12 protein-coding genes are annotated in these 13,795 nt (G+C 60.3%); 4 read left to right on the top strand and 8 right to left on the bottom strand.

Annotated features, from left to right (window positions below; translation table 11 throughout):
- Positions 1-273: 273 nt before the first annotated feature.
- The 3 genes from AC13QY_RS20115 to AC13QY_RS20105 all read right to left on the bottom strand — a co-directional run bounded on the left by AC13QY_RS20115 (position 274) and on the right by AC13QY_RS20105 (position 3,383).
- Positions 274-915, bottom strand: coding sequence for a ThuA domain-containing protein (locus AC13QY_RS20115; RefSeq protein WP_113331552.1), 642 nt, complete (start codon positions 913-915; stop codon positions 274-276).
- Between the two features lie 24 nt (positions 916-939).
- On the bottom strand, positions 940-2,040 hold the full coding sequence (locus AC13QY_RS20110) for a Gfo/Idh/MocA family protein (RefSeq protein WP_488493866.1): 1,101 nt from the start codon (positions 2,038-2,040) through the stop codon (positions 940-942).
- Between the two features lie 140 nt (positions 2,041-2,180).
- Positions 2,181-3,383 (bottom strand): ROK family protein, encoded by a 1,203-nt coding sequence (locus AC13QY_RS20105; RefSeq protein WP_488493865.1) that lies wholly within the window; start codon positions 3,381-3,383, stop codon positions 2,181-2,183.
- 221 nt (positions 3,384-3,604) lie between these two features.
- Here AC13QY_RS20105 and AC13QY_RS20100 point away from each other — a divergent pair, with 221 nt between their 5' ends.
- The 4 genes from AC13QY_RS20100 (at position 3,605) to AC13QY_RS20085 (ending at position 7,851) form a co-directional block, all read left to right on the top strand.
- Complete coding sequence (locus AC13QY_RS20100; RefSeq protein ID WP_488493864.1) at positions 3,605-4,906, top strand: ABC transporter substrate-binding protein; 1,302 nt, start codon at positions 3,605-3,607, stop codon at positions 4,904-4,906.
- A 72-nt stretch (positions 4,907-4,978) separates the two neighbouring features.
- Complete coding sequence (locus AC13QY_RS20095) at positions 4,979-5,917, top strand: carbohydrate ABC transporter permease (protein ID WP_113331556.1); 939 nt, start codon at positions 4,979-4,981, stop codon at positions 5,915-5,917.
- Positions 5,910-6,758: a carbohydrate ABC transporter permease gene (locus tag AC13QY_RS20090; protein WP_488493863.1), complete on the top strand. Its 849-nt coding sequence runs from the start codon at positions 5,910-5,912 to the stop codon at positions 6,756-6,758. The genes AC13QY_RS20095 and AC13QY_RS20090 overlap by 8 nt, the downstream gene beginning before the upstream one ends.
- A 22-nt stretch (positions 6,759-6,780) precedes the next feature.
- Complete coding sequence (locus tag AC13QY_RS20085; RefSeq protein WP_488493862.1) at positions 6,781-7,851, top strand: ABC transporter ATP-binding protein; 1,071 nt, start codon at positions 6,781-6,783, stop codon at positions 7,849-7,851.
- Here AC13QY_RS20085 and AC13QY_RS20080 read toward each other — a convergent pair.
- From AC13QY_RS20080 to AC13QY_RS20060, 5 genes are all read right to left on the bottom strand, one after another.
- Positions 7,848-8,225, bottom strand: a complete 378-nt coding sequence (locus tag AC13QY_RS20080) for a DUF427 domain-containing protein (RefSeq protein ID WP_113421202.1) — start codon at positions 8,223-8,225, stop codon at positions 7,848-7,850. The genes AC13QY_RS20085 and AC13QY_RS20080 overlap by 4 nt on opposite strands.
- Positions 8,226-8,403: 178 nt before the next feature.
- Complete coding sequence (locus tag AC13QY_RS20075) at positions 8,404-9,060, bottom strand: TetR/AcrR family transcriptional regulator (RefSeq protein WP_113353759.1); 657 nt, start codon at positions 9,058-9,060, stop codon at positions 8,404-8,406.
- 162 nt (positions 9,061-9,222) lie between these two features.
- Positions 9,223-11,094: a peptidoglycan DD-metalloendopeptidase family protein gene (locus AC13QY_RS20070; protein ID WP_488493861.1), complete on the bottom strand. Its 1,872-nt coding sequence runs from the start codon at positions 11,092-11,094 to the stop codon at positions 9,223-9,225.
- Between the two features lie 132 nt (positions 11,095-11,226).
- Positions 11,227-12,585, bottom strand: a complete 1,359-nt coding sequence (locus AC13QY_RS20065) for an Nramp family divalent metal transporter (RefSeq protein ID WP_488493860.1) — start codon at positions 12,583-12,585, stop codon at positions 11,227-11,229.
- 408 nt (positions 12,586-12,993) lie between these two features.
- Positions 12,994-13,743 carry a tryptophan 2,3-dioxygenase family protein gene (locus tag AC13QY_RS20060; protein WP_069611656.1) on the bottom strand — a complete coding sequence of 250 codons (750 nt, stop codon included), beginning with the start codon at positions 13,741-13,743 and terminating at the stop codon, positions 12,994-12,996.
- Between the last annotated feature and the right edge of the window lie 52 nt (positions 13,744-13,795).

Here is a 13,795-nt window from a genome sequence, read left to right as displayed (position 1 = left end):
ATCGCCCGTCCGAACAGTCGTGCGTTTTGGAGCCTGGCACTGAGTGCGAGGTAGGATCTGCAATATCCGGCGGTGAATAGGGAAGGTGATCGATGGCAGGATGCGGGATGGAGCTCATGCCCAAGCTCCATTCACGGGCGTCTGCCCTGCCTGCTTATCATTTGCTCGAAACGATGAAATCTGCCATGTGCGCGCTCGCGCCGTCATCGTTTACCGATGCAGAACCGCCCCTCAAGCATTATGAGGAGCGGCAGTTTTCGAAATGGACAGGACTTAGCGCGCCGCCCAGTTGGCGCCGCGGCGGAAGATGGTCTTCATCTGCGGGACGTCGAATTCCTTGGCCTGATGGCCGAGCGAGGAATAGAAGACGCGGCCCTGACCGTATTTGCGCTTCCATGCGACCGGCATGACGACGCCGTCGATCCAGTAGGCATGATCGCCGGTGAAAGTGGTGGTCGCCAGCACCTCGTTCGACGGGTCGACATGCATGTAATATTGCTCCGACGTGTAAGGAAAATCGGTAATCCCCTCCATGATCGGGTCGTCCGGGCGGGTGATATTGACCGTATAGTCGATGATGTTGCCGGGATGGGCGACCCATTGACCGCCGATGATGAACTGGTATTCGACGCTTTCGCGGAAACTATCGCCAGCGCCGCCATGATAGCCGGCGATACCAACGCCGCTTTCGATCGCAGCGGCAAGGTTCTTCACCTCCTCCTTCTCGATCTTCGACATGGTAACGATCGGCACGATCAGGCTAAGATCATGGATCGAAGGGTCGGCGAAGGCCTCGGTGCTGTTTTCGAGATAGACCTTGAAACCGTCCTCTTCCAGCATGTCGCGGATGATGTGGGCGCATTCCTGCGGTTCGTGGCCGCTCCAGCCGCCCCAGACGATAAGTGCTTCACGCATGATAATCCTCCTGAAATTACTTGGTTAGCGGCCGATCTGCCCATCCACCAGGGATTCGGACAGAGGGGCGGGACGCTCCGTTTGCGTCGTGATGGCGACCGTGCGACCCGTATCGGAAGCCGTCTGGAAGGCTTCCATGACCTCGAGCACATGCAGCGCGAGGCTGCCATTGGCGCGGTGCGGACGGTTCGAGCGGATGGCGTGCGCCAGATCGGCGACGCCGAGCGAACGGTAATTGCCGTCGGCATAGGGCGCGGTGACCTCGCGCTCGGCGAATTCGCCGCCCTTCTTCAGAAACTCCACCGGGCCGCCGAAGCGGTTGGGATCGGGCACGATTAGCGTGCCTTCGGTGCCGTAGACTTCGAGCGGAACATGCTTGTGGCCGGCGACATCGAAGCTCATACCGATCTGGACGACCGCGCCATTGGCAAAGGCCATGACACCGGCGACATGCGTCGGCACATGCACGGGGATGCGCTCGCCATTACGGGGTTCGCTGGTGATGATGCGTTCCTTGCGCGGCGTGACGGCAAAGCCTGCGACCTGCGAGACGGGACCGAGCAGATTGACCAGATCGGTAATGTAATAGGGACCCATATCGAGCATCGGGCCGCCGCCGACTTCATAATAGAAAGCCGGATTCGGATGCCAGCGCTCATGGCCGGGGCACATGAAGGTAGCGGTGCCACCGACCGGGATGCCGATCGCGCCCTCGTCGATGATGGCGCGCGCCGTCTGGTGACCGCCGCCGAGGAAGGTATCGGGGGCAGCGCCGATGCGCAGCCCCTTGGCGGCAGCGGCATCCGCGAGCTTCTTGCCTTCGGCGAAATTGATGCCGAGCGGCTTTTCCGAATAGGTGTGCTTGCTGGCATCGAGCGCCTGCAGACCGACGGCGACATGCGCCTTCGGAATGGTCAGATTGACGATGATCTCGATCGAGGGATCGGCAAGCAAGGTGGCGATATCGACCGCTTTCAGGCCGAATTCAGCGGCCTTTGCCTCGGCGAGCTCGCGATTGAGGTCGGCGACACCTTTGATGTCGAGAATGGGAAAGGATTTCATGGCGGTGAGATAGGCGCCGGAAATGTTCCCGCAGCCGATGATGCCGATGCCGACCTTGTTCATAAGATTCCTCCAGATGAATTGTCTTTGCTGTCTTGGAGCGGTTCGGCGTTTCACGGAGCTGCCGAACCGCTCTATTCTATTGTTTCGACGCAATTCCGGACGGAAAACCGCTACGCACTTTTCCTGGAACTGCTCCGGTATCACAGGGCCGGTGCCGGTCCCGTCGTTCCCCAGGGCGATTCGTAGAGTTCGCGCAGTGCCACGACGGCGGCGCCCTGCGCCCAGGTCTCGTCGGTCGACTGGTCGAAAACCAGTTCGGTCACACCCCTGATCGATGGCGGAATAGCCAATGAATAGGCCTCCCGCAGGCTGTCGAGGAAGGGCTGGCCGAGCGCCAGGCTCGAACCCACGAGAATGACGCGCGGCGGGGCAAACAGCGTGACGATGTTGGCGAGCGCCATGCCGCAGGCCTCGCCGGCACGAATGGCAGCATTGATCAGCGAGACATCCTCGGCATCGATCAGTGTCTTGGCATGCGCCATTCCGCGGCCAAGGCGGATGGCTTCGGCGAAGCGTCCGCTCGGCTGGTCGCCGAGAATGGCGCTCTCGCCGGCAAGGCTTGCCAGGCGAATGATACCCTGCGGACCCATGCCGAGAACGAGGTCGCCAAGATTGTGGCTGAGGCCGCCGGCGCCGCGAAAGAGCTGGCCGCCATGCAGAACACCCAGGCCCAGCGTCTGTTCCAGCGATACCAGCACCATGTCGTCCAGGTCCCTGGCCTTGCCGAACCAGTGGTGCGCGAGCGTGATGGCATGTGCATCGCTTTCGACGATGGTGGTCACGCCCAGCCGCTCCGACATTTCCTTGGCGAAATCGACGCCGGCTTCTCGGAAGATCGGGCTGGTGCGGACATGGCCGGTGCGGTGCTCGACGACACCAGGCAGGCCGAGGCAGACCGAATCGATCTCGTCGAGCGCGAGATTGGCGTCGACGACGCAGCGGCGCACGCCATCCTCCAGGAGATCGGCGATGACGCCGATCGGCTGCCGGTCGACACGCAGCGCCAGTGTCAGCGTCGAGAGAACCTCGCCGCAAAAGTCCGTCACGACGAAGACCATGCGATTGGCGGCGATTTTCGCACCGACGACGCGCGCGGCATCCGGGTTGAGCTCCAGCATGACGCGGGGCCGGCCGCGGCTGGCCGCCTCGCGCAGGTCGCCTTCGGTGCGAGCCAGGATCAGCCCGTCATCCAGCAGCGACGCGGTGATCGCCGACACTGTGGTGGTCGAAAGCTGGGTGCGGTCGCTGATTTCGATACGTGCGATGGAGCCCGCTCGCCGGATCGTATCCAGCACATTGAAGCGGTTTATCGCCCGCATAAGCTCGGGATCTGCTGTTTTCATGAGAATGGCGCCGAATGACGGACCCGCTCGGCTGCGGCCTGATATTTTTAACGGAATGCGAATTAAATAGCCTATGGCCATTGCCCAATGTCAAGCCATTTTGCAGACGGTCTGCCGAAAATTTAGCGTTGGCGGTTGACATTTCAGCAAAGCTCCGTTGAATTATTCCGCATAAGGGAAAAAATATTTGAGGCTCTTGGTTCCCTTGGGAGGAGAAAATCATGATCCATCTACGCGGGGCCAAAGCCCTTCGCATCGCGGCTGTCGCCGCCACGACCGGACTGGCGATTCTCGCCGGCGCGACGGGCGCTGCTGCCGATACCGTCGTCAAATGGCTGCATCTGGAAACCGATCCGAATTATGTCGCCGTCTGGCGCAAGATCGCAGATCAGTATGAGGCCAAGCATCCCGGCACAAAGATAGAGATGCAGTTCCTGGCCAATGAGGCGTTCAAGGCGAAGCTGCCGACATTGCTGCAATCGAAGGATGCTCCCGATTTCTTCTTCAGCTGGGGCGGTGGTGTGCTGAAGCAGCAGCAGCAAACCGGCACGCTGCTCGACCTGACCGCGGCGATGAACGCCAAGGATGGCGCCTGGCTGAAGAGCTACAATCAGGCAGCCGTCAAGGGTCTGACCTTTGACAACAAGATCAGCGCCGTACCCTACAAGCTCGGCACGGTTTCCTTCTTCTACAACAAGGCGCTGTTCGCCAAAGCCGGTGTCGATGCCAGTGCCATCAAGACGTGGGACGATTATCTGGCCGCAGTCAAGAAGATCAAGGCTGCCGGTATTGCGCCGATCGCCGGTGGCGGCGGCGAGAAGTGGCCGATCCATTTCTACTGGAGCTATCTGGTGATGCGCGACGGCGGTCAGCAGGTCTTCAACGACGCCAAGAACGGCAAGGGTAACGGTTTCAACGATCCGGCAATCATCAAGGCCGGCGAACAGCTTGCAGAGCTCGGCAAGCTCGAACCTTTCCAGCCCGGCTATCTCGGCACCACCTGGCCGCAGGCGCTCGGCGTCTTCGGCGACGGCAAGGCTGCAATGATCCTCGGCTTCGAAAATACCGTTGCCAACCAGCGCACCAATTCCGGTGACGGTAAGGGTCTGGCGGATGACAATATCGGCCGCTTCGCCTTCCCGGCCGTGACCGGCGGTGCCGGCCTTCCGACTGATACGCTCGGCGGGCTGAACGGCTGGGCCGTCACCAAGAAAGCCCCGCCCGAGGCGCTCGATTTCCTCGCTTATCTCACCAATGCTGAAAACGAGCGCACCATGGCGCAAGCCGGCATGATCATCCCGGTCGCCGTCGGTGCCGAAGATGGCGTCAAGGGTCCGCTGATGCACGAGGCTGCCGACCAGCTGGCGCATTCGACCTGGCACCAGAACTTCTTCGACCAGGATCTCGGCCCCTCGGTCGGCCGCGTCGTCAACGATGTGGCTGTTGGTATCGTCTCCGGCCAGATTTCGCCGAAGGATGGCGCGCAGCAGGTCCAGGATGCCTTCGAGCAGGACCAGCTCTAGCGCCCTCCGGCGCCGGCCTCTCCCTTGTGCCGGCGCCGGTTCTTCTTTGAATTGCAACTGTCGAGACTGCCCATGACCGATGTCAGCGCCACGACCGCCATGCCTTCCGTCGCAAGAGTAAGACCCGCAGCGAAACGAAAGTCGCCGGCGGCGCGTGGCCGCCTGCCCGTCATTCTGCTGTTCCTGCCACCGGCGCTGCTGCTTTTCACCATTTTCGTCATCCTGCCGATGGGTGAAGCTGCCTGGTACAGCCTCTATCGCTGGAACGGCTACGGCCCGCCGACCGAGTTCGTCGGGCTGCGCAATTTCCAGGTTCTTTTCAAGAACGGCGCCTTCCTGACGTCGCTCAAGAACAATGCGCTGATCATCGTCGTGTCGATCGCCATCCAGGTGCCGCTTGCCATTTGGCTCGCGACGATGCTGGCGCACCGCATTCGCGGCGTGGTGCTTTTCCGGCTGATCTTCTTTCTGCCTTACGTGCTGGCCGAAGTGGCTGCCGGTCTGATCTGGCGCTTCGTCTATGACGGCGACTACGGCCTGTTTGCCGCGATCGCGCATTTCCTCGGCACGCCGACGCCCTACGTGCTCGCCGACAAGGATCTCGCGATGTATGCCGTGCTCGGCGTGATCGTGTGGAAATATTTCGGTTTTCACATGATGCTCTTCATCGCCGGTATGCAGTCGCTGGACAAGAGCGTGCTCGAGGCGGCCGAGATCGACGGCGCTACCGGCTGGCAGAAATTCCGCTACGTGACGCTGCCGCTGCTCGGCTCAACGCTGCGTCTTTCCGTCTTCTTCGCCGTCGTCGGATCGCTGCAGCTCTTCGACATGATCATGCCGCTCACCGGCGGTGGCCCGTTCAACTCGACCCAGACGATGGTGACCTTCCTCTACAATTTCGGCGTCACCCGTATGCAGGTCGGACTCGGCAGCGCCGTCGGCGTCGTTCTGTTCGTGATCTGCGTCACCCTCGCCTTCGGCTACAAACGGATATTTATGCGCAATGACTGATCTGGCCTCATCCGTTCGACTGACCACCGGCACGAAGATCTATCTCTATGTGTCGCTGACCATCATTGCCGCGATCGTGCTGATCCCGCTTCTGACGACGGCGCTCGGCGGCTTCAAGACGCTCGGCGATCTCCGCACCAACCCGTTCGGCCTGCCGGCCGAATGGCATTTCGAGAATTATACCGGCATTCTGTTCGGCGACCGCTACTGGCGGCAGATGACGAATTCCCTCATCATCGCCGTGCTGACAGTGTTCCTGACGCTGTCGGTCTCGGCCATGGCCGCCTTCGCTTTCGCGCATGTGAAATTCTTCGGCTCGAATTTCCTGCTGAACTATTTCCTCATCGGCCTGATGTTTCCGGCCGCCACCGCCATCCTGCCGCTCTTCATCCGCATCCGCGATCTCGGCCTGCTCAACACCTATTGGGGCGTCGTGCTGCCGCAGGTGGCGTTCGGCCTCGGTATGAGCATCCTGCTCTTCCGGAATTATTTTCGAAACCTTCCGGAAGAATTGTTCCAGGCGGCCTTTGTCGATGGTTGCGGCTATATCCGTTTCTTCTGGCATATCTCGCTGCCGCTTTCGCGGCCGATCATCGCGACCGTCAGCATCATCTCCTTCGTCGGCAGCTGGAACAGCTATATCCTGCCGCTGATCATGCTGAACTCGGATTCGATCTATCCCTGGCCACTCGGCATGATGGTCTATAGCGGCGAATTCGGCACGGAATGGGAACTGGTGCTCGCCTTCATCACGCTGACCATCCTGCCCACGGTCATCGTCTTCTTCCTGGCGCAGAAGCACATCATTGCCGGTCTGACTGCCGGCGCCGTGAAATCCTGAGCCTTACTGGAGCGCAAACAACATGGCATCCGTCGAACTGCACAACATCCACAAGGCCTATGGGGCGCTGACCGTCATCCACGATATCTCGCTTTCAATCGAGGACGGAGAGTTCATCGCGCTCGTCGGCCCCTCCGGCTGCGGCAAATCCACGCTTCTGCGGATGATCGCCGGATTGGAGGAAATCACCGATGGCGATGTGTCGATCGGCGGGCAGGTGGTCAACTCGATGACGCCGCGCGAGCGTAACATCGCCATGGTCTTTCAATCCTACGCGCTCTATCCGCATATGACGGTCGCCGAGAATATGGGCTTCAACCTGAAGCTTTCGGGCGAGACCAAGCAGGTGATCGAGCAGCGGGTCAATGAAGCCGCACGCATGCTCGATCTCACCAAGCTGCTCGACCGCAAGCCGGCGCAGCTTTCCGGTGGTCAACGCCAGCGCGTCGCCATGGGCCGCGCCATCGTGCGCAATCCCGCCGTCTTCCTGTTCGATGAGCCGCTTTCCAACCTCGACGCGAAGCTGCGCGTGCAGATGCGCTCCGAGATCAAGGCGCTGCATCAGAAGGTGCAGACCACTTCAATCTACGTCACCCATGATCAGATCGAGGCGATGACGCTGGCCGACCGGATCGTCGTGCTGAACCAGGGCCGCATCGAGCAGCAGGGCACGCCGATCGAGCTTTACCGCAAGCCGGCCAATCTCTTCGTCGCCGGCTTCATCGGCTCGCCGGCCATGAATTTTCTCGATGGCGTGGTCGAAGGCGTCGAGGGCGTTCCTGCCGTGCGGCTGAAGGACAGCACGCCGATCCGCATCGCTGGGGAACGCAAGGTGAAGGCGGGTCAGAGCGTGAAGGTTGGTTTGAGGCCCGAGCATCTGAGCCTTGCAAGTGCCGGTTCGCCCCTTACCGGTCAGATGCTGCTGGTCGAACCGACCGGCGCCCAGACACATGTGCTCTTCGACCTTGCCGGCGAACAGGTGACGGCTGTTGTCGATGGCGAGGCGCCGGTGCGCTATGGGCAGCCGCTGAATGTCTCGGTGAGCCCGGAGCAGGTCTATGTCTTCGACGCCGCGAGCGGCCTGGCTCTTTAGGTTCTCACATCGATGGAATCGACGCGATCGGCATAGAAGGCCATGTAATCCTTGATCCGGCTGACGGATGGATAGGGGTTTTCATAGCTCCATATGGCATTAACCGAGCGCTCGCCGCCGGCCGGAATGCTGTAATAGGAGCATTCGCCCTTGTAGGGGCAGTAGGTTTCGTGGCTGGTCTTTTCCAGCGAGGACATGTCGACATCCCTGCGCGGGATATAGATGACGGCCGGATAGGATGCTTCCTTGAGCGAAAGGGCCTCATGCGTATCGGCGATCACCTTGCCGGCGACGGAGACGATGACATGGGCCTGCTTTTCCTCGATCGTGATTGGATGATCGGGACCGGGGATCTTGACTGCTCTTTCGGACATTCTGGCTCTCCTCAACTTTGGTGAATGTCAGATGAGTTTGGTTCTGCTATCGCTTATGTGGTCTGCCCCTCACCCTAGCCCTCTCCCCGCGATGCGGGGCCATGCACGAAACTGCGGCAGAACCAAACTCGCCTGACGATCTCAGTTCAAAGGGATATAGGAAGCATTCTGCCGATTATCAGGTCCCTTGCGACCCCGGCGTTTTCAAGGCCCCCCAGCGTAGGCCATCCATCAGGAGGCGTACGAGGCGGCGGGATCGGTCATACCATTCCGGTGAATCGGGCATGGAGTAGGTGCCGGAAAGTGCCTGCAGCACGTCGGTACTGTCGACGTCGGTGCGGATCGCGCCGGCGGCGACTGCGCGGTCGATGAGACTTGCGAGCGCGACCGGCACCTTGCCGTAACTGTCGGCGAAGAGCTTGGAATTGCTGTTGAAAAGGATGCGCAGACTGTCGGCCATGCCCCGCTTCGTCGCGATGTAACCGACGAAGCGATGCATCCATTCCTCCAGAGCTTCATCCGGTGGGCGCTCGCGTGAAAGTTCTTCGGCGGCATCGCATAGTGCTTCGACTTCGTGATGATAAACCGCTTCCACCAGGTGTTCCCGGCTCGGAAAATGGCGATAGAGCGTGCCAATGCCGACATCCGCGCGGCGAGCTATGTCTTCCAGGGAGGCGGCGGTGCCGTGGCTGGCAAAAGCTTGTGCTGCAACTTCGATCAACTTGCCATAGTTGCGTCGCGCATCTGCGCGCAGACGCCTGCTTTCATTCGGCAGCATGGGTTTTGGTTCCGGCAACGGCTTGCGCGCCAATTTCTGCTCCTTGCAGGTTACCATGTGAGGATATCCGGCATCGCGTCAGATGGCGCGCGGCGATATCTTCTCCATGGCGAAATACAGAAGGATTGTTATCGCATTCGGCATCGAGGCGCCATTGCCGCCCGCGGGAATCGGGTTTGCAAGGATCGGGAAGGACATTCGTGCGGATTTCTGGCTGGCTTATGGAGACGGCGCGCCGAAATGGCTCGGCCCAAAGCCCGGTCCCAAATTCGGTCCGAAGTCCGATCCTGAATTCGGCCCGAAGCTCGGCCCCTGCTCGAAGTTGGCGAAGGGGGCGGAGGGATTGCTGCGAGCCGGCGGAACGTCGAGGTAGCTCATGATGTTCTCGACATGGTTGACCTGTGAGCGCAGGCTGTCGAGCGACTTGCCGGTCAGATTGGTGCCGGCGGGCAATTGCGCTGTCAGCGGATTTTCGTAACGGCCGTTGACGCGCAGTTCGTAATAGAGATGCGGGCCGGTGGAGTAGCCCGTCGAGCCGACATAGGCGATGACCTGGCCCTGGGTGACGCGCTGGCCGACGCGAAGATCCGACGGCGTTGCCGAAATATGGGCATAGGTGGTCTCGTAGCCGCCGTCGTGGCGGATGCGGACATATTTGCCGTAGCCGGTTTCCCAGGAGATCTTTTCGACGACGCCGTCGCCGGCGGCTTGGATAGGGCTTCCCATCGGCGCACGGAAATCGACGCCGTTGTGGAATTTCTTCACGCCGAGAATGGGATGGATGCGCCAGGCAAAGCCGTCACCAAGCGTGCCATTCGGCACGGGCCGGTGCACAAGCGACTTCGCGATCGAGTGGCCGCTCTCATCGTAGAATTCCGAGGGGCCTTCGCCTTCATTCTTATGCAGATAGAAACGATGCGTGTCGCCGTCGGCATGGAATTCGATGAACATCAGTTCGGTGCGACCGTCTTCCGCCTTGCGGAAGAGCAGGTCGACGCTGTCGGGAGCATCGTCGATGCTGGTGAGAGAAATGCCCTTGGCCTTAGCGAGCTTGATGAGCTGCGAGGCATATTCCTTGGTGAGGCCGGCTCTTTCGAGCTTGTCGCTGACTGCCCGCTCGTCGCTCTCGTCGACACCCTTCAAATCGACCGCGGCGACCTCCGTCGAGGATGGAGCTTCGGCCTGGCTTTCGCTGTAGAGCGTGGAAAACAGCCTGTCATTGGCCATCGGAACAAAGCCATTGGCATCATCGCGGGCAACGACGCGCTCCGGCGTCTTGTCGCCGCTAAGGCGCGCCATGATCAGCTTCGGGCGGGCATTGGGGCCTTTTTTCTCTAGCAGCAGTTCCAGGCTGTCGCCGGGGGAAACGGTATCGGTCTCCAGGGCGCGCTGCAGTTCGTCGCCGGCGTCGCTGCCGAGGCCGGCAGACGCCAGGATATCCTGAAGATCCTGCTTGTCCTTCGGCATGGATACGAGCCTGTGGAACTCGCGCCCGGCTTCGCCGGTCGTCGCGCGCGCTACGCTGACGTTCAGCGGCACGCCGCGAACCGGAAAGCGAGAGCGGCGCACGGCATCGTAATGCGTGGTCTGCGGATAGATGCCGTGGCGGATATCGGAAAGCGAAGGCGGCGAAAATGCCACATTGTCGGCTCGCTCGTCGCCATAGGAGGCACTGATGGCGCCTCCGCTGTCACGCGCCAGGGCGGTTTCGTCGGATTTGAAGACCAGCGTCGTGCGATGATAGGTGAAAATGCGGGTTTCGCCGCTGGATAATTTTTCGGCCACCTGCGCAAAGCGGGCGCCGTCGAAGCGCTGTTTTGCAGCCAGCCGGCTGGCTTTGCGCATGGCTGGTTGAGAGCGCGCGAGCTGGGCCGTGCGCACCGGCGTCGCCCGTTCGATCGTGTGACGCGCCAGCAAGGGATAGAGCACGGTGGCGAGCAGGCCGAAGGAAGCAGTGCCTGCGAGACCGATGACGATCAGGTGGCGAAGATGGGCAGAGCGCGGCAGAAAGGGAATATGAAAATCGTGATGCGGCCGCGCCTGGATCGCAGCCTCTGCAGGAAATTGAACGCGCAATGGACTTTCGGCCATGAAGTGAGGAACCCTGCAGATTGCGGTGGGCCCAAACTAGGGCAAATCATGGCAAAATCTAGGCAAATATTACGAGTCGGTTAACTGCCGTGATCATCCACAGGGCGAGATTTGCGCGTTCAAGATGATTCGTCAACCGAAGATGGTGTCGTAGAGCAGTTTGAAGTTCAGCGCCAGGATGATCGCGGCAACTATCCACGAGAGAACCGCGATGCTTCTGGGGATGACGAAACTGCCCATTTTCTCGCGATTCGTGACAAATTGGACCAGTGGAATGACGGCAAAGGGCAATTGCATTGATAGCACGACCTGGCTCAGCACGAGCAGGTTCGCAGTGCCCTTTTCACCATAAATGGCGGTCACGCACACAACCGGAATAATTGCGAGGCCGCGGGTCAAAAGTCGCCTTGCCCAGTGCGGAATCCTGAGCCGGAGAAAGCCTTCCATCACGATCTGGCCGGCAAGCGTCGCCGTTACGGTCGAGTTGAGGCCGGATGCGAGCAACGCGATCGCAAAAAGGGTGGAGGCGATACCGAGGCCGAGCAGCGGCGACAACAGCTCGTAGGCCTGACCGATCTCGGCGACGTCGGAATGGCCGCTGGTGTGGAAGGCGGCAGCTGCGACGATCAGGATTGCAGCATTGACGAAGAGCGCCAGCATGAGGGCGACGGTGCTGTCGATGGTTGCCCATTTGATCGCATCGCGACGGCCCTCTTCAGTGCGTTTGTAGGCGCGGGTCTGGACGATGGAGGAATGCAGATAGAGATTGTGCGGCATGACCGTCGCGCCGATGATGCCCATGGCGATATAGAGCATCTCGTGATTGGTGACGATTTCGGACGAGGGGATGAAGCCTTGGAGGATCGCGGCCACTGGCGGTGCGGCCGCGGCGATCTGGATGGCAAAACAGATGGCGATGACGGTCAGCAGCGCGATGACGAAAGCTTCGAGGTAGCGGAAGCCCTTGCTCATCAGCAGCAGCAACAAAAATGCGTCGAGCGCGGTGATCAGCGCGCCGCCGATCAGCGGAATTCCGAAGAGCAGCTGCAATGCGATCGCCGTACCGATGACTTCGGCAAGATCGCAGGCAATGATGGCGAGTTCACAGGCGAACCACAGTGCCAGATTGACCGGCCGTGGATAGTGATCGCGACAGGCTTGGGCGAGATCACGGCCGGTGGCGATGCCGAGCCTTGCGGAAAGCGCCTGCAGCAGGATCGCCATCAGGTTCGACAGCATGATGACGGTGAGAAGCGTATAGCCGAACTGCGCGCCGCCGGCGAGATCGGTCGCCCAATTGCCGGGGTCCATATAGCCGACGGAGATCATGTAACCGGGGCCGACGAAAGCAATCAAGCGCCGAATCCAGCTGCCGCCGTGAGGAACCTTTACTGTGGCATTGACTTCGGGAAGGCTCGGACGATCGTCCTCGTCGCGGCTGGCAAATTGCCATGCGCGCCCCTGTACTGCAGCTTCCTGAACTTGCGTCATGCGGGGCTCCGGGAGGATCGTGCTATGAGACTACTAAATAAATATGACCGATAACAAAATTATGCAATAGGCTATATTTCAATGGTCATTGCATCGCTTCCGGCCGAGGCTGTGGCCTGCCGGTCCTAAAGCATGTCGCGCAAAAGTGTGCAGCGGTTTTGCGACAACGACATGCACAAAATCAAAGACCTAGGAGACGGGTGTCGGGGTGGGCGGCGCTGGTAATGCCTGCGTCTGTGAAGGGAAGGTTGGATCAACCAGGGGGTTGCGAGCGGCGAGACGGTGTCTTTTGCCCTGGCGGGCCGATGCGTCTTAGAGCGTGAGTGCTGAGGCTTGGCGCAGCTCGCTTAATCTTGTCCGGGCGGCCCTCCGCCACCGAAGCGGCGGAAGACGGTCGCCGGTCAGAACCTATTCGGCGGCGTCGTGCTTGGAAATGGAATCGCGGACGACGCCATATTGGCCACCCCAGCGATCGGTCATTTCGTGGCGAATATCCCACAGATCGGGGAAGAAGCGATGGCGCGTGCCGGCCTGTAGCAGCTCCACGGGACGACCTTTCAACGATTTAGAGCCGAGGCCGATGGAACGCTGGATCAGATAGATGTGATTGGCGCGGAATTTCTGGAACAGTTCGTCATACTCGACCAGCGCTTCGGCCACCACGTAGCTGTCGCCGTGATCGTATTTATCGTCATAGATATCCGCGACCGTCAGGCCGGCGGCATCGAGATAGTTCGCCTTGAAGGCGTGCCAGAGATCCGGTGGCATGCGCAGCAGAAACCCGAAGCCGGGCGATTCCTGGCCGCTGCCATTGCCGAGTTGCAGACGAATCTGCTGATATTCCTTCGGGGACATGGTTTCCAGAAGATCGAGCTGGGTCGTCATCATGCGCATGATCCGGTGCACGCGTCCCATAAGGGTCACGACGCGATGCGTGTTGCGCTCCTCCATGAAGCCGATGACATCGACCAGCGTATAGGCCATCAGCTTCATCCAGAGTTCTTCGACCTGATGGACGATCTGGAACTGCAGTTCGTCGCCGTTGACCATGCCGTTCAACGGCTTTTGACAGGCGAGTAGCTTGTCGCACTGCAGGTAGACGCCATAGTCGCGCATTTCGGGCGCCTCGATGCGCGCGTAATAGTCTTTCTTCTGCATCTTCGTCCCCTTTGTTCCGGCCTTCGGCCGTCCAGCATATTTGCTCGCTTTC

It is taken from the genome of Martinezella sp. CNPSo 3795 (assembly GCF_057784475.1).
Note: the sequence above shows the minus strand (reverse complement) of the source record. Positions and strands in the feature narration are given on the sequence as shown.

Excerpts from the sequence above, each read along its gene's own strand:
- AC13QY_RS20115 (WP_113331552.1), bottom strand. The coding sequence starts at position 915 with ATGCGTGAAGCACTTATCGTCTGGGGCGGCTGGAGCGGCCACGAACCG.
- AC13QY_RS20110 (WP_488493866.1), bottom strand. The coding sequence starts at position 2,040 with ATGAACAAGGTCGGCATCGGCATCATCGGCTGCGGGAACATTTCCGGC.
- AC13QY_RS20105 (WP_488493865.1), bottom strand. The coding sequence starts at position 3,383 with ATGAAAACAGCAGATCCCGAGCTTATGCGGGCGATAAACCGCTTCAAT.
- AC13QY_RS20100 (WP_488493864.1), top strand. The coding sequence starts at position 3,605 with ATGATCCATCTACGCGGGGCCAAAGCCCTTCGCATCGCGGCTGTCGCC.
- AC13QY_RS20095 (WP_113331556.1), top strand. The coding sequence starts at position 4,979 with ATGACCGATGTCAGCGCCACGACCGCCATGCCTTCCGTCGCAAGAGTA.
- AC13QY_RS20090 (WP_488493863.1), top strand. The coding sequence starts at position 5,910 with ATGACTGATCTGGCCTCATCCGTTCGACTGACCACCGGCACGAAGATC.
- AC13QY_RS20085 (WP_488493862.1), top strand. The coding sequence starts at position 6,781 with ATGGCATCCGTCGAACTGCACAACATCCACAAGGCCTATGGGGCGCTG.
- AC13QY_RS20080 (WP_113421202.1), bottom strand. The coding sequence starts at position 8,225 with ATGTCCGAAAGAGCAGTCAAGATCCCCGGTCCCGATCATCCAATCACG.
- AC13QY_RS20075 (WP_113353759.1), bottom strand. The coding sequence starts at position 9,060 with ATGGTAACCTGCAAGGAGCAGAAATTGGCGCGCAAGCCGTTGCCGGAA.
- AC13QY_RS20070 (WP_488493861.1), bottom strand. The coding sequence starts at position 11,094 with ATGGCCGAAAGTCCATTGCGCGTTCAATTTCCTGCAGAGGCTGCGATC.
- AC13QY_RS20065 (WP_488493860.1), bottom strand. The coding sequence starts at position 12,585 with ATGACGCAAGTTCAGGAAGCTGCAGTACAGGGGCGCGCATGGCAATTT.
- AC13QY_RS20060 (WP_069611656.1), bottom strand. The coding sequence starts at position 13,743 with ATGCAGAAGAAAGACTATTACGCGCGCATCGAGGCGCCCGAAATGCGC.